At 54.1% G+C, this 19,918-nt stretch carries 18 protein-coding genes; 10 read left to right on the top strand and 8 right to left on the bottom strand.

Going from position 1 to position 19,918, the window contains the following annotated elements; all coding sequences use genetic code 11:
- The first annotated feature begins 16 nt into the window (after nucleotides 1–16).
- From HCH_RS13335 to HCH_RS13325, 3 genes are all read left to right on the top strand, one after another.
- Nucleotides 17–1,708: a PhpK family radical SAM P-methyltransferase gene (locus HCH_RS13335; protein WP_011396798.1), complete on the top strand. Its 1,692-nt coding sequence runs from the start codon at nucleotides 17–19 to the stop codon at nucleotides 1,706–1,708.
- Between the two features lie 70 nt (nucleotides 1,709–1,778).
- Complete coding sequence (locus HCH_RS13330; RefSeq protein ID WP_011396797.1) at nucleotides 1,779–5,225, top strand: non-ribosomal peptide synthetase; 3,447 nt, start codon at nucleotides 1,779–1,781, stop codon at nucleotides 5,223–5,225.
- Nucleotides 5,222–6,139, top strand: coding sequence for a TauD/TfdA family dioxygenase (locus tag HCH_RS13325; RefSeq protein ID WP_011396796.1), 918 nt, complete (start codon nucleotides 5,222–5,224; stop codon nucleotides 6,137–6,139). The genes HCH_RS13330 and HCH_RS13325 overlap by 4 nt, the downstream gene beginning before the upstream one ends.
- Here the strand turns inward: HCH_RS13325 and HCH_RS35110 are convergent.
- A complete protein-coding gene (locus HCH_RS35110; protein WP_337998590.1) occupies nucleotides 6,130–6,369 on the bottom strand; it encodes a hypothetical protein in 240 nt (79 codons plus the stop codon). The genes HCH_RS13325 and HCH_RS35110 overlap by 10 nt on opposite strands.
- A 225-nt stretch (nucleotides 6,370–6,594) precedes the next feature.
- Between HCH_RS35110 and HCH_RS13315 the strand changes: the two genes are divergently transcribed.
- The 4 genes from HCH_RS13315 (at nucleotide 6,595) to HCH_RS13300 (ending at nucleotide 10,593) form a co-directional block, all read left to right on the top strand.
- A complete protein-coding gene (locus HCH_RS13315; protein WP_011396794.1) occupies nucleotides 6,595–7,995 on the top strand; it encodes a hypothetical protein in 1,401 nt (466 codons plus the stop codon).
- Nucleotides 7,995–8,726 (top strand): hypothetical protein, encoded by a 732-nt coding sequence (locus HCH_RS13310; RefSeq protein ID WP_041598639.1) that lies wholly within the window; start codon nucleotides 7,995–7,997, stop codon nucleotides 8,724–8,726. Before HCH_RS13315 ends, HCH_RS13310 begins: the two co-directional genes overlap by 1 nt.
- Before the next feature lie 137 nt (nucleotides 8,727–8,863).
- Nucleotides 8,864–9,598, top strand: coding sequence for a hypothetical protein (locus tag HCH_RS13305; RefSeq protein WP_011396793.1), 735 nt, complete (start codon nucleotides 8,864–8,866; stop codon nucleotides 9,596–9,598).
- A gap of 200 nt (nucleotides 9,599–9,798) precedes the next feature.
- The gene (locus HCH_RS13300) at nucleotides 9,799–10,593 is read left to right on the top strand and encodes a hypothetical protein (RefSeq protein WP_011396792.1); all 795 of its coding nucleotides are present in this window, start codon (nucleotides 9,799–9,801) and stop codon (nucleotides 10,591–10,593) included.
- A gap of 344 nt (nucleotides 10,594–10,937) precedes the next feature.
- Here the strand turns inward: HCH_RS13300 and HCH_RS13295 are convergent, their stop codons facing one another.
- Entirely contained in the window at nucleotides 10,938–11,168 is a 231-nt protein-coding gene (locus HCH_RS13295; RefSeq protein ID WP_011396791.1) for a hypothetical protein, read from the bottom strand.
- 39 nt (nucleotides 11,169–11,207) lie between these two features.
- Nucleotides 11,208–11,807, bottom strand: a complete 600-nt coding sequence (locus tag HCH_RS13290) for a hypothetical protein (protein WP_011396790.1) — start codon at nucleotides 11,805–11,807, stop codon at nucleotides 11,208–11,210.
- A 404-nt stretch (nucleotides 11,808–12,211) separates the two neighbouring features.
- Here HCH_RS13290 and HCH_RS33130 point away from each other — a divergent pair, with 404 nt between their 5' ends.
- Nucleotides 12,212–12,673: a Fur family transcriptional regulator gene (locus tag HCH_RS33130; RefSeq protein WP_011396788.1), complete on the top strand. Its 462-nt coding sequence runs from the start codon at nucleotides 12,212–12,214 to the stop codon at nucleotides 12,671–12,673.
- A gap of 69 nt (nucleotides 12,674–12,742) precedes the next feature.
- Here the strand turns inward: HCH_RS33130 and HCH_RS13280 are convergent, their stop codons facing one another.
- From HCH_RS13280 to HCH_RS13260, 5 genes are all read right to left on the bottom strand, one after another.
- On the bottom strand, nucleotides 12,743–13,507 hold the full coding sequence (locus HCH_RS13280; RefSeq protein ID WP_041598637.1) for a metal ABC transporter permease: 765 nt from the start codon (nucleotides 13,505–13,507) through the stop codon (nucleotides 12,743–12,745).
- Complete coding sequence (locus HCH_RS13275; protein ID WP_011396786.1) at nucleotides 13,497–14,426, bottom strand: metal ABC transporter substrate-binding protein; 930 nt, start codon at nucleotides 14,424–14,426, stop codon at nucleotides 13,497–13,499. The genes HCH_RS13280 and HCH_RS13275 overlap by 11 nt, the downstream gene beginning before the upstream one ends.
- Nucleotides 14,416–15,585 carry a hypothetical protein gene (locus HCH_RS13270; protein ID WP_148212564.1) on the bottom strand — a complete coding sequence of 390 codons (1,170 nt, stop codon included), beginning with the start codon at nucleotides 15,583–15,585 and terminating at the stop codon, nucleotides 14,416–14,418. The genes HCH_RS13275 and HCH_RS13270 overlap by 11 nt, the downstream gene beginning before the upstream one ends.
- Nucleotides 15,578–16,879 (bottom strand): hypothetical protein, encoded by a 1,302-nt coding sequence (locus HCH_RS13265; protein WP_011396784.1) that lies wholly within the window; start codon nucleotides 16,877–16,879, stop codon nucleotides 15,578–15,580. Before HCH_RS13265 ends, HCH_RS13270 begins: the two co-directional genes overlap by 8 nt.
- A 152-nt stretch (nucleotides 16,880–17,031) precedes the next feature.
- Complete coding sequence (locus HCH_RS13260) at nucleotides 17,032–17,991, bottom strand: zinc ABC transporter substrate-binding protein (RefSeq protein WP_011396783.1); 960 nt, start codon at nucleotides 17,989–17,991, stop codon at nucleotides 17,032–17,034.
- A 390-nt stretch (nucleotides 17,992–18,381) separates the two neighbouring features.
- Between HCH_RS13260 and HCH_RS13255 the strand changes: the two genes are divergently transcribed.
- Nucleotides 18,382–19,116, top strand: a complete 735-nt coding sequence (locus tag HCH_RS13255; RefSeq protein ID WP_011396781.1) for an ATP-binding cassette domain-containing protein — start codon at nucleotides 18,382–18,384, stop codon at nucleotides 19,114–19,116.
- On the top strand, nucleotides 19,091–19,912 hold the full coding sequence (locus HCH_RS13250) for a metal ABC transporter permease (protein ID WP_202945308.1): 822 nt from the start codon (nucleotides 19,091–19,093) through the stop codon (nucleotides 19,910–19,912). The genes HCH_RS13255 and HCH_RS13250 overlap by 26 nt, the downstream gene beginning before the upstream one ends.
- The last annotated feature ends 6 nt before the right edge of the window (nucleotides 19,913–19,918 follow it).

Genomic DNA, 19,918 nt, shown 5'->3' with positions numbered 1-19,918 from the left:
GGAAGGAAAAGCGGATATGATTGATTGCCTGATTGTCGGAACCAATATGCCGCCCACTCCCGAACACGTGGAGATGGTGCGTTCCGTCGATAATCACGGCGGAGCCTGGCGCGACCTGCGGCTGGCGTTTGTGGAGCATCAGGGACAGCCGTATACCGCGCTGGACCTGATTAATCATATTTATGACGAGGCCGGCCAGTCCCACCGGCAGTTCAACAACCTCGACTTTCTCTGGCCGGCGGTGAGCTATCTGGCGTCTTTTCTACGCCGGCGCGGCTTCACCGTGGACTGGATCAACCTGTTCCAACAGGAAAAAGAGGAGATGCGCCGCCTCCTGCGCAGTGGCCAGGTGCGCACGGTGGCGGTCACTACTACCCTGTATGTGTCGCCCCAGCCCATGATCGAAGTGATCAAGTTCGTGCGCGAGCACAGCGACGCCCATATCATCGTCGGCGGTCCCTATATCTCCGGACAGGCCGAGGTGCGCAACGCAGATGAGCTGGCCAGTCTGTTCGAGTATCTGGGGGCGGACACCTACGTGATCAGTTCTGAAGGCGAGCAGGCGCTGGCCCACATCATCAGCGCGCTGCAAAAGGGAGAGCCCCTGAACGGCGTCGCCAACCTGGCCATTCGCGATCCCAAAAGTCTGTTGCGGCCCTTTTCCCGCACCCCGGTGGAGACGGAGTACAATCCCCTGGAGGAAAACCCCATCGACTACGGTCTGTTCCCGCCGGAGCAGCTGTCCCAGTTCATTTCTCTGCGCACCGCCAAATCCTGTCCCTACAGCTGCGCGTTCTGCGGCTTTCCGCAACGGGCGGGCGCTTACAAGACCCTGGCGCCGGACCTGGTGGAGCAGGAGCTGGACCGCATCGCCGCGCTGGGCAATGTGGACACTCTCACCTTTCTCGACGACACCTTCAACGTGCCGAAAAAACGCTTCAAGGAAATTCTGCGTTTGATGATCCGCAAGCAGTACGGCTTTCGCTGGAATTCGTTCTATCGCAGCGATCAGGGCGATTATGAAACCATTCAGTTGATGCGCGAAGCCGGCTGCGAAGGCGTGTTTCTGGGCATTGAATCCGGCAGCGACGCCATGCTCAAGAACATGAACAAAACCGCGCGTCGGCGCAATTTCGCCGAGGCCATTCCGCAATTGCAGGCAGCCGGCATTTCCGCCCACGCCAGCTTGATCGTCGGTTTTCCCGGCGAAACTGAAGACACCATTCGGGAGACCCAGTCGTTGATCGAGCAGAGCAAGCCGGACTTTTATCGCGCCCAGTTGTGGTACTGCGATCCGCTGACGCCCATTTGGAAAAACCGTCAGGAGTACGATCTGGAGGGCAACGGTTTTTCCTGGCGACATCGCACCATGACCAGCGAAGCCGCCTGCGACTGGGTGGAGCGTTTGTTCTTCGATATTCGCAATTCCACCTGGTTGCCCCAGCACGGTTTCGAACAATGGTCTACTTTCTATCTGCAGCGTCGCGGCTATACCCGACAACAGGTGATCGACTACGTGGCCCTGTTCAATTCCACGATCAAGGCGCAGATGGCGGACCCTACGCTGAAGGCGATTCCCGCGCCGATATTGCAGCGCATGCGCACTCTATTGTTGGAAAAAACCACGGATGACGCCTTTATGGCGAATATCCATCATAGAAGTAATGAGACAGTCAGCCAGGACGCTTTGGAAAGCTTCGCTTTCTAAAGCCATTGCGCGGTCGGCGACCATAACAATAACGACCCTATGAACGGAACAAGGAAAATAAGGAAAGACCATGGCGCAACAAGAAAGCGGTTTTCTGCTTGACGCAAACTCTCTCGCGGCAAGGGATTACTGGCGCAAATCCCTGACCAAGGCCATCGGCCCCAGCAACCTGCCCCGCGATTACGACCTTCCCCATAAAGGCTCCAAGTCCTACCAGATATACGGCCTGACGCTGGACAGCCATCTTTACGACCTCATCATGAAGGTCAGCAAAGGCGGGCGCTTTCTTATTTACACGATCGCCACCGCCGGCGTGCAGTTATGCCTGCAACGTTACAATCAGGCCTTCTCTTCCGACGGCGACAACGGCGGCGTCGAAACCCTGGTCACCGGCTCGCCGGCGCGAAGGGAGGAAAACGGCGCCGAGCCGGGCTTTATCAACGCCCTGCCCATCATCAACAGTATTGATCCCGAGGCGTCGTTCAAGGCCCTGCTGCTGCAAACCCGCTCGCAGCTGCTGGACGCTTACCAGCATCAACACTACCAATGGCGGGAGATGGCGGAGGACTTTGGTCTGTCCTGGCGCCACCATTGCCCGCTGTTCGACGTGGCGGCCCATTACGACGCCTTGCATGGCGAGCTGCCCGCCAATCTTAATAACGACGTCACTGTGAGTCTGCTGCAACGGACTGGTACGCTCAGTTTCTCTATCGCGTACAACGAATCGCGCTTTCATCTGCATCGCATCGAGCTGTTCGCCGAGCATCTGCAGCAAGTGTTGACCATGGCCTTGGAGCAGCCGGATCTGCCGGTGAAACAACTGGACATGCTCACCACCCGCGACTGGAGTCTGCTGGCCAGTTTCAACCTGACTGAGCAAGCAACGCACGCCAACGCCAATGTGCTGAGCCAGTTCCGCGAGGTGGTGTCCCGCTATGGCGGGCATATTGCGCTGCAGACGCCGGGGTTGCAGTTGTGCTACCGCATGCTGGACGAACAATCGAACCAACTGGCGCGGGAGCTGCAGGTCTCCGGCCTGGAGAAAGGCGGACTGGTGGGCGTTTGCTGCCGTCCCGGCTGCGATATGGTGATCGCGCTGCTGGCGGCGTTGAAGGCGGGCGGCGCGTTTCTGCCTCTGGACCCGGATTATCCGGCGGAACGTCTACGCTACATGGCGGAGGACTCTGGCTGTCGCCTGTTCCTGGTGGAACACCCGGACGTGGATGCGCCCTTCATTGAGGTGCTGGAGGATCGCGGCGGTTCCGTCATTTACCTCGACGACATCACCTCCTGGCGCCAACAGTCGTCACGGCCGCTGGATTACGCCCCCGCCCCTGACGCCGCCGCCTACATGATCTATACCTCCGGCTCCACCGGCGCGCCCAAAGGCGTCTTGCTGCATCATAGCGGCTTGATCAACATGCTGGAGGCGCAGATCAAGGCGTTCAGGTTGCGCAGCGACAGTCGGGTGTTGCAGGTGGCGTCATTCAGTTTCGACGCCGCGGTGTCGGAAATCTTCACCGCCCTGTGCGCCGGCGCCCGTCTGATTCTGGCGCCCCGCGACCGCATCATGCCCGGTCCTGATCTGGCCCAGGCGCTGCAGGAGTTTGAGATCACCCACATCACCCTGACGCCGTCCTCCCTGGCGCTGTTGCCGGAGGATTCGGCCCCCGGTTTGCAAACCCTGGTGGTGGCTGGGGAGCCCTGTCCGGCGGACCTGGTCCCGAAATGGAGCAAGGGCCGCCTGATGATCAATGCTTACGGTCCCACGGAGGCGACGGTCTGCGCCACCCTCGGCGAGGTGGTGTACAGTGGTCTGCCGCCGGATGTGGGTCAGCCGATTCAGAATATGCAGTGCCACGTGGTCGACGCGCTGGACCGTCCCTGCCCGGTAGGCGCGCCTGGCGAGCTATTGATCTCCGGCGTCGGTCTGGCCCTGGGCTACCATAACCGTCCTGAACTCAACGCCACCCGTTTCGTGGAGCTGGCGCTGCCCGGGTTATCCGCGCCGCGGCGCTATTACCGCAGCGGCGACCGCGCCCGCTGGCGTCCGGACGGCGCATTGGATTTGCTCGGCAGAACAGATCGCCAGTTCAAAGTGCGCGGTTTCCGCATTGAAGCCGGCGAACTGGAAACCCAATTGCTGAGCCGGGAGGATATCCAGCAAGCCGCGGTCGTCGCCCAGGGCGAGGAGGCGGATCGCCGTCTGCTGGCTTATGTGGTGTTGGCGCGAACAGCGAACAAAGGCGAGTTGCAGGCGGAGGCGATCCTGACTTATCTGCGCGAGCGTTTACCGCCATACATGCTGCCGGATCTGCTGGTCCCCCTTGATGCGCTGCCGCTGACGCCCTCCGGCAAGACGGATTACGCCGCGCTGGAGGGCATGCACGCCGCCGTGTCGCACAATGAGTTCGTCGCTCCTCGGGACGACGTGGAGCTGGGCGTAGCGCGTATATGGGAGCGTTTGCTGGAGCGCAGTCCGGTGGGTGTGACGGATAACTTTTTCGCATTGGGCGGTTTTTCTCTGTTGGCGGTGCGGCTGATGAGCGCGATTCAGCAGGAGTTTCATATCGCCCTGCCACTGACCACGCTGTTCCAGCATCCGACCGTGGAGAAACTGGCGGAACAGGTGCGCAGCGCCCGCAAAGCCCATCCTGAGGACTGGTCGCCTTTGGTGACGCTGACCGCTCGCGGCGAACATCCGCCGCTGTTCTGCGTGCATCCCACCGGCGCCACGGTGCTTTGCTACTATCATCTGGCCGCCAGCCTGGGCGAAGCGCGCCCCTTTATCGGCGTACAGGCCCGAGGCGTGGAGCCGGAGCAGCTCCCTTTCGACAACATCCCGGACATGGCGGCGTACTACGCCAACGCATTGTGCGAACGTCAGCCTGCCGGTCCGTTTTATCTGGCGGGATGGTCCTTCGGCGGCGTGGCGGTGTTCGAGGTCGCCCGCGTGTTGCAGGGGCGAGGCAGGGAAATCGCCTTCCTGGGTCTGCTGGACGCTTATGCGCCGGATGTCTTCGACGGCGGGTTCGCCGCCCATGACGATGCGGAGATCATCAGTTCGCTGCTTGGCGGCATCGCGGATGTGGACCCGGATACCTTGCGCGGCCTGTCCACGGAAGAACAATTGCAGACGGCCATTCAAGCCACCCGGGAGGCCCAGGCCCTGCCCCAGGGATTCAGCCTGGAGCAGGCGCGTCGCATTCTGCAGGTGAGCAAGTTGAACTATCATGCGGTGGAGTCTTATCAACCGCAGCCTTACAACGGCAAGATCACCCTGTTCCGTCCGCTTGGGGAGGAGCAGTTGGCGAAGTCCGTTTGCCCGGACGATCCCAGTCTGGGCTGGTCCAAGTGGGCGCAACGGGGCGTGGAGGTGGAGTACGTTCCTGGTCGGCACCAGACCATGGTGCAACCGCCCAATGTTGAAACGTTGGCCACTCGTTTGCTGGCGCATCTCCAGCAGGCGGAGTCCTTTACTCCCATGACGACGGAACGGAAGGAGCAGACAGCATGACCACAACCTCACCCATCACTCATCGCATTCCCACCGCCCGGCGCAAAGCGCCGGAGCGCCTCCTCGCCTTCACCGGCCATCTGGTGCAGGCGCAGGAGGGAGAGACGCTCGACAGCGTGAGCGCCGACGACTTTCACTTCGCCATGGAACAGAAAGGCGTGGCGCTGTTTCGCGGTTTTGAGGCGACGCCGGAACGTTTCGGCGATTTTGTGGAGAAATTCAGTTCACGCCTGATACTCGACCCCACCCGGCAATCCTACGACCGTCGCGTACAGCGGGTGCTGTCGGGAACGCCGGGCATCGAGCTGCACAGCGAGCACAGCAACAGCCCGTTCACCCCGGACTACATCTGGTTCTACTGCCGTCGCGCCGCCGGCGACCGCGGCCAGACCACCTATTGCGACGGTCTGGAGATCTGGCGCGCCCTGAGTGAAACCAGCCGCACCTTCATTGAGCACGTGCGCTTTGTCTATCATCGCCTGTTCCCGGAAATGTTCTGGAAAGTATTCGTGGCCTTCATGATCGACGAAGACATACCGGTGGAGGAGATCAACCGCGACCACCTGGAAAAGTTATTCAGCGGCCTTGAAGGAGTGCGAATAGAGCTGACCGAGGACAACCAGCTCGACTTTAGCTACGCCACCTACGTCTACAACCAGCTGCCCGGCGGTCACCGCGCCCTGGCCAACAGCCTCACCGGCCCCTACCCCGGCCAGACCATCACCATGGACGACGGCTCCCCCATCCCCCACTGGCTGATGGGAGAACTCAAATCCCTGTACGACCTCCACACCCGCGACATCCCCTGGCGCGACGGCGACATCGCCGTCCTCAACAACAAACGCATGATGCACGGCCGCCGCCCGTCAGACGACATGGGAAGGGAATTGTTTTCTGCGTTGAGTTATGGGTGACGGGGGTTATTCGCAATGCGCATCATCTCCGGCGCCTGGGGATGATGCTGTAGCGACGGCGATGATGGCTTACGCAAGTACTGGGGAGAGGTGGACGCCAAACGAGGCGGATACAGAAGGCAGAGCTTGGCCAAGGCCGCCGCGCAAATGGGCATAACCGTGAATGGAGCCCACCGAGCCGTGGCGGACTGCTTCACCACGATGGAGGTAATTAGAGCGGCCTTCTCCAAACTACTTATCGCTGATCTTATGATGGCGAATCTGTCGCCTACCGTTGGTTAGCCCCCTTCGCCAGCCAGTGGAGAGAATTCATTGGCTGGCCCTTTCCCGTCGTTCCGCTCAGTAAAATTGACCAGAGAAATTTATGCCATTAGGCTGATTCAGCGTCAGCCTGGACCTAGCTACCATACAGTCGATTTTACCTTTCTGAGATACCTAAATAAGGAGATTTACCCTTGAACGCCCCCGCAAAGAGACCTAAGCCTTCAATCAGTCAGGACAGCCTCACTAATTTCGGCTTTAAACGTGCTTTTGGTAATGCCGCATCCGGCTATATCTTGATGTTTGATGGCGTTGGCAATGAGTCGGGCCGCAGAATCTATATTCCTGGCGGTTCATTGGGAATGCACTTCGCTAAGCTGGTGAAGATGCAGGGAGAGCACACCGAACAACTGATTCTATCCAGGCTTTCGCGTTTAAGATCCTGCGCAGGCGGCTTTCAGTCCTATTCAAACAAACGTGATGCATTTGAGCATGTAGACATCGTTGAAAACCTTAGAATCAGCTACATAATTCGGCAAGACACGGTTGGCGGATTAGGCCCTGGAATTTATATCACTGACATTGAGTTTGTGAATCATGCCAAAGGACATAAACCAGGCTTTTATTTTGTCGGTATGGTAGACGGGAACTGGATTGCCTCAGATACCCCTGGAGACACTGTTACAACTGAGCATGCTGCTATAAATGGTATGGCTGAAAGCCTTCAACATGCTGCTGAAGAAACAATGCCAAAAATCATCGCTGGCGGCTATAAGGGTTGTGAAACAAAGATTCAGAGCAAGGGTTACACACTTGCCTACAATCCAAGACCTTTATACTCACGGGGCACAGAATGGACTACCCCGGAGCAAAAAGTGACCTCGGCCGATTTCACTGCACAGCTTGTTGCCAAAAGCCTTTATGATGCTCAAATAGGAGCTAAAGAAGTCAATTGGACTATCCACGGCGATGGAGCCGACTTATTTCTCAAAGCGCTTAACAAACTTCCCCGCCACTTTAAACTCAATACGCAAACATTGTATTTTGGTGGGCCTTCAAGGGCCATTCTGGAAATTCTTGATCATATTCCACTAAGAGAAATGAAGTTGGCGGAAGAATTCATTAAAAACCAGTCGGATGATTACCGAGACACATTTGCGAGGACTCAACTGTTATACCAAGTGTCCGAGCGTGTTAAAGGTTTAGGACCAGAATACAAGCTCTACTCTTTTAAATTGAGAGGAGATGCACGCAAATCCCGAAACACGGCACTTACCCAAGGAGGGATAGCTTTGGCTACCGGCTTATCCATGGGAGGAATTATTGCAGCTATTACAGCAGATATTCCTGTTTATGCAGCAATTGCCGCAGGAGTCGGCGGTGCTAGCGGCATATGTAACACTATATTTCGTATATATAAAAATGCCGAGTTAATTAGAAATCTATTCGCAACCCATACAATGAACCCTGAAATAAACCCGCATATGAATCCGCATATGAGCAGCAGCGATTTCAACAGTATGATTGAGGCTAAATACGACGGGCTCGGAAAATCCTTTATTGGCGTAATGAAAGAACTTGGGAGGCGTTCTTGATGCGCTGGCTCCGAAGGCTAAAAGCATCCAAACTGAACCCAATGGGCCCTGACTTTTCAGCTGCCCCTTGGGTTGAATTTAATCTATCTGGAAAGAAATTATGTTTTCGCTGCCCCCCTCACGAATTAAGCGGACCGTCTGAAATAAAGCCAGAGACGGTGAATATATATCAAGATGATATATATTTAAAATGGGAAAAAGGGAAAACAGGTATGTCTGTTGATTTGGTCCACACAGGCTGGAAGTTTTTGGATAAACCTTTCGGAGATGGTGCTATTGGCTATGTAACGTTATATGTTAGATTACAACGTCGGGACCCCCATTATAGGAAAATTGACTCGCTATTAAATCATAATGATATAAAAGAGTGGATTATTACTTATTCCGACAATGTGTGGGGTTATACTAATAGGGAGCTTATCGCACACCCTGAGAGACAAGCTAGACCAATTGATCCAGAGAGAGACTTTTGGAGGTATCCTCAAAATAAGAAAGATATTCATACCATGTCAAAGAATGATGTGGACTGGTTTTATTATTCTGTGGATAAGCCTAATAAAGCTAAAAGACGCTTCTGGCATACTCCATTATCCGAAGATCATGAACTAGCTTTTATTTTTAATTCTTCTTCGATAAGTCGTGATTATTATGAAGAGGATCATGACTTAGATGGAGCAGTAGAACGAACAGTCCATGAATTTATAGAAAATGTTCATATTAAGCTCGACTAGCCAGTTTTATCATCTGCATGGTGCTGAAAAGCGCTATGCCTCTCTCGTTATATAAACAACGATGTATCAAATACTATGAATGTGGCTAAAAAGAAATCCTTTACCGACGTAATGATAGAGCTAGGGAGACATTCCTGATGCACTGGCTTAAAAGGCTAAAGGCTTCAAATATGAATCCGCTAGGGCCGGACTTTTCAAACGCGCCTATGGTTAAGTTCAGTCTATCTGGAAAAGAGTTAAGTTTTCTATGTCCCCGCCATGAGATGAGCGGCCCTTTTAGTAAATGCTCAGATGCAGTAATAAATATATATGATGACAATATATATAGCAGATGGGCAAAAAGTAAAACTGGGATGTCAATAGATATAATAGATACAGGCTGGAAGTTTTGGGACAGACCATTTGGAGAGGGGGCAATTGGTTACGTAACACTGGATGCTAGGTTACAACGCCGCGACCCTCATTACCGAGTAATTGACTCACTCTTAAATTCAGATGATATGAAGTGCTGGCTTATTACATATACCAATAATATATGGGGATATGTTAATAGAGAGTTAGTGGCTAACCCAGAGAGACAAGCAAGGCCAGTTGATCCGGAAAGAGATTTTTGGCGATATCCAAAAACACATGAAGAAATCAGTACTACGAATATAAATGGCATAGACTGGTTTAATTATGTAGTAGACAGGCCTTATGATGCAAAACGTCATTTATGGCATACACCAATTTCTGAAGACCACGAACTTGCATTTTCTTTTAATGCGTCTGCACTAGGGCGCAACTACTATAAGGATGATCATGATCTAGATGGCGCAGTAGAGCGAACAGTCCACGAGTTTATAGAAAACGTTCATATTAAGCTCGACTAGCCCTTATCATCCCGCATAGCGCTCACAAGCGCTATGCGTCTCTTACTACACTGGCAATTGCATTTTTACTGAATTGTTGAAGCTAATTACAAGATCTAGGACCAGACAAAGAGCAACGTGGATTTTAATACGCAAGTTATTAAACAGTCAGGAGGATATAAAGAATCCTTCATGGCGTTAATGCGTGAGATGAGGCCAAAATGGTAATGCGTTGGATTAAGCGCTTTCGTGCATCCATAGCAAACCCGCTACGGCCTGATTTCAAATCAGCCCCCAGCATTCGTTTTGACTTATCCGGAACGATATTAGAGTTTAAATGTCCGCCTAATGAAAAAATGACAAGCGTTCTTAGAACGCCATCCAAAGTGGATATTTATAAAGATAGTGAATTTGAGGTTTGGAGCGATAAAAAGGGAATGTCTATTAACTTGCTTCGCAGGGGGTGGAATTATTGGGATAAGCCCTTCGGCGAGGGAGCAATAGGCAACTTAACCATATATATACACTTGAACAGGCGCTCTCCGCAAAACCGTGATATTGACAGCCTGTTTTTATCATCCGATATGAAAAAATGGCTGCTGGATCACAGCAAAGTAGTGTGGGGAGAGGCGAACACTGATTTATGGACACACAGGGAAGACTATGCAGTTCCCATTGATCCAGAGGTTCACTTTTGGACGTACCCCACATCTGATGAAGATGTAAAGATAATAAACATCAACCAGCTTACATGGTATCAGATAGTTGCGAGCCTTCCTCAGAAACCTTATGAAATCGAATACCATCTCCCTATATCTGATGATCATGAGATAGCTATAATGTTTAGTCCAGGCGCATTAAACAGAAAATTTAATGATCCTTCTCATAATATTCCTGAGATCGCCAGGGAGTCGATAGACGAGTTCATGTCTTTTGTGAGCGTCAAGCTATCTCCTGAATATCAAAAGCGGTTTGAAGAAGCAAAGCAGCTAAAACAAGCTAATCCTTCGGAATAACCCTCAGCTCCCGGGCTCCAATTGCCCGGGGCTAAGTTTTTCTCATGAAATCAGCGAAATAACCTCCTAATCAGCATTGAGCCTACTCAAAGGCTCAATCAACAATAACTGCGAAGCAATTACACGCGCAGCTGAACATAACGATCTTGGGCTTTTGGGGCGTCTTACCTTTTCTGCGGGCTTGCGAGTTGGCGATATCGATCGTGCGTCGAATCTCGGAGATATTGTCCCTCGACAAACGCCGACCGCGACCATGAACAGGACAACGCTCTCTTTCACCACTGCTGTCTTTTTTTCCGGACATTTCTCTATCGCATTTTCGAAAATATTTTTAACTTCTGCTTTTAATAACCATACTTTTCCCGCCGAATCTTCTTCGCGTGTTTCTCATTGCCGCGTTTGTAGTTTCCGGTGAGTCTGGCCATCAGTTGCTGCATGTCTCCGAATGAAGCGCTGTCGGCTTCTTCGGTGAATTGGCGGGCTTTGTCGCCACGCAGTGTCGTGGCTTTCCTGCCGTGATGATAGATAGTGACTTCGTTGTCTTTGACAATATAGGTAAAGTTAAGGTCTTCCATTGTTATTCTTCTCTGTGTGGCGAGGAACCGGACGGCAGCCTAGCTGCGCACTTTCACCAGCTTCACCAGTCTGGCGCTGAACAGCTTGCCCCAGACTTTTTTGTAGAGCAAAGCGGGGATCACGAGGATCAGGTGAATGATGATAGAGAGCAGTGCGTAGAGAACAAAGGGGATCATCTTCAACGCAATCCAGCCGTCGCTGCAGCGGCAGTTAACAAACTCATTGCGCAGTTGCGCGATGTCGTTCAGCTCGCCGTTATCAATGCGACGGCGCACTTTAGGACAGTACAGATTGCGGCTTTTGCAGCCCAGCAGATACGCCTTGAATACCCGGCGCGGGCTGACCGCCATGGCGGTGGAAATGGCGATCAGGTTCATGAACATGAGAATGGGATGCAGCATGCTGCCCGTCCCCAACTCCCAGGCGCTCACCTCGCCTTCGCCGACCTGCGAAGCGCCATAGCCGGTTATCACATGATGCAGATCGTGGTATTTAATGTACTTACGGCGCGTCTCTACATTCGGCAAAGGAATCAGCAGACAGCCTACGAAGACTTCAACGAAAGCCGGCCGTTTACCGGTTTCGAGTTCAAAACCGCTTTCTTTGTAGAAAGCGTTCAAGGCTTGTTCGATATTCATAGCATTCACAGACAGAGTTCACAGCGAAATAATATTGATAGTTATTAGCCCGGCGCCGGAATGCGCCTGCATGGCGGACAAGCGTAAAATTCAGCTCTGGAGTATACCCGAGGCCATGCGAAAATAACGACGATGATCAACATGGCGACGATATTATTAAAATGGTAATGATATTGGCATGTTAATAACCAGGCGCATGGACGCGCCTGCGCGGCGACAAGCCGCGGGAGAAAGGGTCTGATATGTGCAGGCCCTGTCGTTGCAGTCAAATAGAAGGAAGCTATTTGTCTGCCGGATTAATAACCATGGAACGTCAATAAAAAGAAGCGACTTTAGGTTACCATGACCTGCTATTCGTTAATCATCGGGAATCCGTTATCAAACTTCTGACCAAAGGTAAGGCCGTGCAACAGATTCAAACCATCCTTGACCACGCGGAAAGGCACTGTCGGGAACATGGCGTGCGATTCACCAATAAGAGAAAGCAGGTGCTTTCCGGATTGCTTGCATCTCAGAAAGCCTTGTCTGCTTATGAATTGGTGGACTACTGCAAGACAGAATATGGCGAAAGCATGCCTGCGATGTCCGTCTACAGAATTCTGGACTTCCTGCAGGAAGAGGGGCTGGCGCACAAATTGAACCTGGCCAACAAATACGTCGCCTGCTCCCACATAACCTGCGACCACGTCCACGAAGCCCCCCAGTTTTTGATATGCAGTCGATGCCAAAAGGTGAAGGAAATCAGCATAAACAAATCGACGGCGTCTGAATTGAAAGCAAGCGTAGAACTTGCGGGTTTCCATATGATCAGTCCGCAGCTGGAAATAAACTGCATCTGCGACCATTGCCTGGTACAGCCCGCCTGACCCTCTGGTCTGGCGGTGGATCGACGTTCATGCGCTGGGAACGGTTCAAAGCCAGCGTTCCCCCCCCAATCACCCCTTACTTTGCAAACGCCGCAACAATAACAGCGCCACAACGCCCACTACCAGGTTGCATAACACAACCGAGGCCCCTACCGGGAAATCCCCCCAGGCGGCCACAATCAGCCCCGCAATATGCCCTGCAATGCAAATAACAATGGCGGAGACGATCCCCCTCCCCCCTATGCGACACAGAAGCAAGGGCGTCGTTATCAACGTCGCAAACACGACATAGACCCCCGCGACTTCCACGGAAACGGTAACCGCCAGGGCGAACAAAGGTAAGAACAGCTGTTGTCGCCATTCAGATGAAAAACCAAGCCACCCCACGATTAACAACGCGACAGGAGCAAGAACATAAAGCTGCGACGGCAACGACCACAGCAGATCGCCATTCAGCGTCGCGGCCAGCGCCTGAGCGCCATGGGGATCATGACTGACGCTGATGGTCGCAAGGCTGGCGCCCACCACGTACAAGACGCCAATCATGGCTTCCCGATAGGCGGCTCCGCGCTGCAGAATCAGATGTACGATACCAGACGCCAATAAAGCGAAAACAAGTCCGCTAAAAGAGAAGCCGGCGAGCGAGCCGCCCCACTCGCGGCTCCAGGCAAAACGCCCGCCCGCCAATACTCCCAGCGCCGCCCACTGCGCGATGGCGATATCCGCAAACACGACGCCGCGCTGCAGGACCTTATCGCCCAGCGGCGCAAGCATTAAGGAGAGCAAAACGCTGGCGCACACCGGCGTCCAGATCCACATCCATTCAGCGCTCATCTGAGACGGAAACCCTGGTCGATTTAGGAGAGAATCTCGACAGACTGGTCAGTATGTGAGTAATAAGCTCCGGCAAAGTGTCCGTCGCCTCGTCTTCCGTCAACGTGGTCGGCAGGATCAGCACCTTGAGCCCGGTCCTTTCCGCCAGCCATTGGGCGGGTTGCGGGTCCTGGTAGGGACTGATCAGAATGACGCTGGCTTCCTGCAGGCGGGGATCGTTCAACAGCTGATTCAAGTGCGAAGGCGTCGGCGGCAGACCCGGTTTGGGCTCCAGATCGAGCACGGCCTCTATCCCTGCATAGCGCAACAGGTAGTCAAACCCGGAATGCTGCACCACAACCTTCATGCCTTTAAGGCCGACCGCCAGCGCTCGCCATTGTTCTTGCGACTGCTTCCAGCGCATCTTCCACCGCGTATGCAGCGCACGCATAAACTTCGTATCCTCAGCAGGCGCAACTTGCTCTATGCGGTGAGCCAGCCTTTCCATAATCTCAGGCGCCGCATGGGGATTCAGATGGAAATGAGGGTTCCCTTCCGGATGCACGTCTCCCATGCTGCGATCGATATGATCATGCGGCTGATGTAAATGCGTATGCGATGCGGCGTAAAAAAGCCCTTGGCGATTTTCCGCGATGTTGTGATTCGCCGCGCGCTGAATCAATACCGGCAGCCAGCCTGTCTCCAGCGACGCTCCCGTGCAGACCGCCAGATCGCTGTTGCGCATAGCGGCGATCAGGCTGGGCCGCGGCTCTATGTAATGAGGATCTTGCCAGGCGCTTGTCGCCACCGTGACCCTGGCGTCCGGAACCAGCGCGCGCGCCAGATCCGCCCACTCCGGCTCACAGGCGAAAACGCTGAACTCCGCCCGCGCGCCACACGAACACGCGAGCAATATGACAGTGAGAAGCCTAGAACTCATGCGCGCCATGCTCCCCGAAACTCATCACATACTGAAGCAGGATGGCGCTGTCTATATCGCTGAAGCCCTCCCCGGTCTGGCGCGTGTACTGCAATCGAATCGTTGAGAAGTGCGAGTGTGAATAAGAAAGCATCACATCGCTCTCCCGCAGGGACTGACTGTGAAAGTGATCGCCATGAGGCTGGCGCAGGTCCACTTCGCCATAGCGAACACCGGTTGACCATTGCGGCGCAAATCGCCAGACCGCCGCAACGTACCAGCCTTCGTGAAAGTCATCCTCATCGGCGAAGTCATTGAGTTCGTCGACATAGAAGTACTCGGCGCTGAGTTCAACTTGCTGCTGCCGATTGTTTCCCTGGGGCGCCCACTTCCAGACCAGATCCGCCGCATAAAGATCGCCGCCGTAATAGCTCAGGCCATGGCTATGACCAGCATGGTCATGCTCTTCGTCTTCGTCGTCGGCATGGTCATGTTCTTCTTCCTGGATAGCCGGGGAGCGGTTCTTCATATACGACAATCCCGCCTGCCAGCTCTGGGACGCCGACAGGTCGCCCCCGAGTTTGGTGCTGAGGGTGTACAGGCCGACGCCATTTTCCACATCCGAGATGGCGTCCCCCTGTAGCGCTTCCGCAGTGACCCGCCAATAGAGATCCGTCGGCAACGTCAGGTTCAACTGCAAGCCGTCATCAAAATAGTGACTTCCGAGCAGCGACCGGTATACCGCCGGTCGGGTGGAGAACCTGTCGCTGTGAGTATGCTGGCTGTTAAGGTAACCGATTGCGGAGAGGAAACGACCAGCCTTGACGTTAAGTCCATAACCCAGCCCCGTGGTCCGAAGATAGGCCTCTTCCAACTCCAATTCGGTCTCGCCGTCATGACTTTCAATGACCGTCGTCAGACGCCCGATGAACAGGTCATCAATCGGCGCTCCCAGTGAAAGCTCGTTGTGCCCGAGCGCGAAGCCGGGCCCTCCATGACCCAGAGCCAAGGGATTATCAATATACATGCCATCAAGTACGACGCTGATATCCGGGTTCAGCTCCTTGGCTTGCAGACCATTGGCGCTGAGACAAACCGAAATCGCCAGAAAAGCAAACCCGCATGGCGCGACGGACTGACCGATTAACCGTTTCTTATTAAAGACGAGCGGATTAGTCATGGCTATGGTCTTCATCATCTTCGTGACCAGCCAAACCCATCCAGCTCAAACCGGAAGGGGTAAAGTCGAGCGCGAAAGTCCGTCCCGAAAGTCCTGCTTCATAGTCCACTTCAACGATGCGCCGGTTCTCCACATCCAGAACGTAGAGCATGTGATTGACCGTGGAGGAAGCAACATAAGCCGACTCGATGTCGGTACTGGAGACAGAGAAAGACGTCGCAACGGCCCAGTCGCCGTCCGTCTCCCATAGATACAGTTTTTCGTTATCGCCGAGCACCCAGAAGAACTCGCCGTTCGGAGTAAAGTTCTGACTCAGCCCGCTGACGCCCTCATCCAACTTCAGTTCCTGGTAGCTCACCGCGCCATTTTCGATCACTGTGGCGAACAGTTGCGAACCCGCGCTGGTCACCAGCGTCGCAACCTCTTTATGTCCATACACCGTTCCAATTCGACTGCCGTCGGCCAGGGATTCGGGGTTTCCATATTTGATCGCGGGATAGTCGGCATTATGCAGATCAATCGCGAGAAGGCCGTCGGCGCATCCGAAAATCAGCACATCCTGGTTGTAACCTGCGCCATGCAGACGAGGACACTGAGCATCGTAACGCTCTTCAAAGGTGGCTATGCCATCAGCGATTGAGTAACGCTCCACTTCGGCTGGCAACGTCGTGTCGGTAATGCCGGAATCGCGATAGGTAACAAACAGATGTCCATCGATGAGCTTCGCCACGCCGTGCATGTTATTTTCCCGGTTAAGCTCAAGCAGCACCTCCCCCGCAGCGACACTGGCGCCAGATAAGGCGGTGACGCTGGCGACATTCATATCATCGCCGTCATTAAACACAATCGCGCTTGATTCCCCCATGACGTAATGGGTAGGCCTGACTCCGCTCAGGGTAAAGTCGAGCAAGCGAGGCGCTTCCGCGTAGTCGTGCATATGGTCGCCGTGGTCCTCGGTATACAGCCCGCCATCAATAAAGGACACCTTGTTATCGTCGCGCTGCAGAACAGCGGTGTAACGATCTCCCGGCAGCGGATAAAGTCTTGGCGCGGAGCCGATTAACGTGAAGCTTTCCAGCACCGAGCCGTCATTCAAATCCAGGACTTTCAAGGCTTGAGCATCGGCGTCATAGATTGCCAGCCGTCCGGCGGCGTCAATGTCCGTGTCCGTATGCTTATCATCACTGCTCGACCCTCCTCCGCCACAGGCGCTGAGCAGCGATGACAGAACCAGTAGCGTACCGGAGAGAACGGGTTTCCTCCTTGCAGGAGTGATCAGGTGAAAGTGTTTCATGGTGGCTTTTCCTCTTAATTGTCCGAATGTTTATTGAGTTTTTGATATGTTGCATCATATCTTTTTGAGTTGATGATTCTGCGCAAATGCGCGGCGACAGGCCTAAGGAACCAGGAAATAGGAATCAGGGCCTGTCGTGTTAGAAAAATCGATTAGGTTCTACATTCGCTCAGGCTGGCGATCATGGAGTTCAATAAGGCGGCGTAGTGGTCTTCCCCGGTATTGAAGGCGGCGCCTAAAGGGTCCATGACGCCGATCGTTTGGATGGGGGTTTTCTCAAAAACGGCATACACCAGATCCGAGTTATACTGCGGCTCCGTGAAGGCGCAGGTCACTCCCCACTGCGCGACGGCGTCTCTTATTTCCGCGATGCGCGCCGGACTGGGATCGGATGCGTCTCCCAATGAAATGGCGCCCGACGCTTCCAGCCCAAACCGTCGTTCAAAATATTGATAGGCGTCGTGAAAGACGATGAACTTAATTCCTTTAAGCTTCTCCGCCTTCCGTTCGATGGCGACCATCAGGTCGTTGAGTTTCGCCACAGCTGAGATGGCGTTGCGCTGATAGACAACCGCGTTTTCCGGGTCCTGTTCCGACAAGGCGCCAGCGATGTGCTTCACCCACTCTCTGGCGTTGACAGGGTCCAGCCAGGCATGGGGGTCATAGCCCTCATGATCGTGATGATCACTGTCGTGATCGGCTTGCTCTTCGTGTTCATCGTCAGAGCGTCCATCATGATGTTCATCCACCTCAAAGGTCGCCCCTTCGCGATACTCATATCGCGCTGTTCCCGCCAGTTCCAGCATTTCGATTTGTGTTGCGGAACCGCCGATGCTATCCAGGGATTTTTCCAACCAGGGGGTCAGCCCTTCGCTGACCCAGAAAACCAGATCCGCCTCCGACAAAGCTTTGGCTTCAGAAGGACGCATCGAATATTGATGAGGCGACGCGCCGGATTGAATCAGTAATTTAGGCGTAGCGACGCCTTTCATCACCTGGGTCACGAGAGAATGCAGCGGCGCAATATCTACGGCTACCTTAGGCGGCGCGGCGAAAGTCCATGAGGGAAAGACAAGCAACGTCATTGCGCTGACTACAAAGAATTTACGCATGCAAAGGCTCCTGTGCGCCAAAGTTCGTTCCAGGCATCCGCAGTGAGCGGGATAGGAATACAAAATGTTATGATGTAACATATCGTATTTTAAAAGACGGCTCCGATCAATGGTTCTTTGCTTTTGTGTTGGCCGCTTACTGACACGGCAATGACAGTGACGGTTATTAATATGGCAATGATATTGACATGCTAATATCTGGCGCATGGATGCGCCGGAGAGCCGCGGGAGACAGGGCCTGACATGGGCAGGCCCTGTCGTTGCAGACAAATAGAAGGAAGCTATTTGTCTGCCTGATTAATAATAGCCTGACGCAGGGATTCCACGGCAAATCGCAAATGACAAACAGCGGATCAATCGTATTCGCCTGATAACCTGGAGTTTTTCTAAATGCTGATTGGTTGCGCCTCGCTAACGATCCAACTGGGTAAGCGAACCATACTTAAAGACATCTCGATGGGGGTTGAGCCGGGTGAAATCGTCACGATCATAGGTCCCAACGGCTCAGGTAAAACAACGTTACTGCGAGCCATGATCGGCGCAGTGGCGCCCCGCTCAGGTCGACTGATCAGAGCTCCTGGACTGACATTAGGATACGCGCCGCAGACGCTCCACATTGATGAAACCCTGCCGATGACAGTGCAACGTTTCATGAGTCTGCCTAAACTCGGGACCGCGTCTGATATAGATGCCGCCCTTTCTCAAGCGGGCGTTCCAGGACTGGAAAAACAGCAGATCATGTCGCTATCCGGCGGGCAGTTGCAGCGGGTATTGCTCGCCAGAGCGCTACTGGGTCGTCCCCGCCTCTTGCTGCTGGATGAAGCGACGCAGGGCCTGGACCCAAGGGGCGTGGCGGACTTCTATCGTCAAATTACCTCAGTGAGGGACGAATTAGGCTGCGCCATTATCATGGTCAGTCATGAACTCCACTTGGTGATGCGGAAAACGGATAGGGTCATTTGTCTCAACGGTCATATCTGTTGCGAGGGCGAACCGGACATCGTCAGCCGCTCTCCAGAGTATCTCGCGCTGTTCGGTATAGACAACGACGACGAGGCGGCGATCGCCCTTCATTCCCACGGTCGAGGGCGCAGTCATCATGGGAGTCTTAGCCGTGCTGGATGACTTTCTAGTAAGAGCGACGTTGGCGAGCCTGGGGGTGGCGATAGCGGCCGGGCCTTTGGGCTGTTTTATCGTCTGGCGACGGATGGCGTATTTTGGCGACGCCACCGCGCACGCAGCGGTGTTGGGCGTGGCCCTGTCATTGACGCTATCCCTGCCCGTTTTCCCTGGCGTTCTAATGGTTTCCTTATTGATGGCGATAACGGTATCGGCGCTCAGCGGGAAAAGCTTCGCCATGGATACGCTGCTGGGCGTCATGGCTCACGCCTCCCTGGCTTTTGGTCTGGTCGCCGTCTCTTTTTTGTCAGGCGTCAGAATCGATCTCATGTCTTATCTTTTCGGCGACATACTGGCCGTCGGCAAAACCGACTTAACGCTGATTTGGGCTGGCGCTATCGCCGTTATTACTTTGGTATCCTTACGCTGGTCAGGCTTGCTGCTTTCCACGCTTAACCCGGATCTGGCCCTCGCCAGCGGATTCAATCCCAAACGGGAACAAATGATTCTCACCCTTGCGCTGGCCACTGTCGTCGCTGTCGCGATCAAAGTTGTTGGCGTATTGCTGATAGCCGCCATGCTTATCACGCCAGCGGCGACGGCAAGGCATTTCAGTCGCACCCCTGAGGCGATGGCGGTTGTGGCCGCGTTTATCGGCGGCCTCGCGAGCATAGGGGGACTCCGGGCCGCATTTGTTTTGGACACCCCAACAGGCCCAACGATCGTCTGTGTCGCCGCTTTATTATTTCTGGCGGGCGATGCGCTGCGACGAAGCGCCGGCGCTCTGACAGCAAGACAGTAAGCGCGC

It is taken from the genome of Hahella chejuensis KCTC 2396, from assembly GCF_000012985.1.
Lineage (GTDB): Bacteria > Pseudomonadota > Gammaproteobacteria > Pseudomonadales > Oleiphilaceae > Hahella > Hahella chejuensis.
This window is presented reverse-complemented; position numbering and strand designations above follow the sequence as displayed.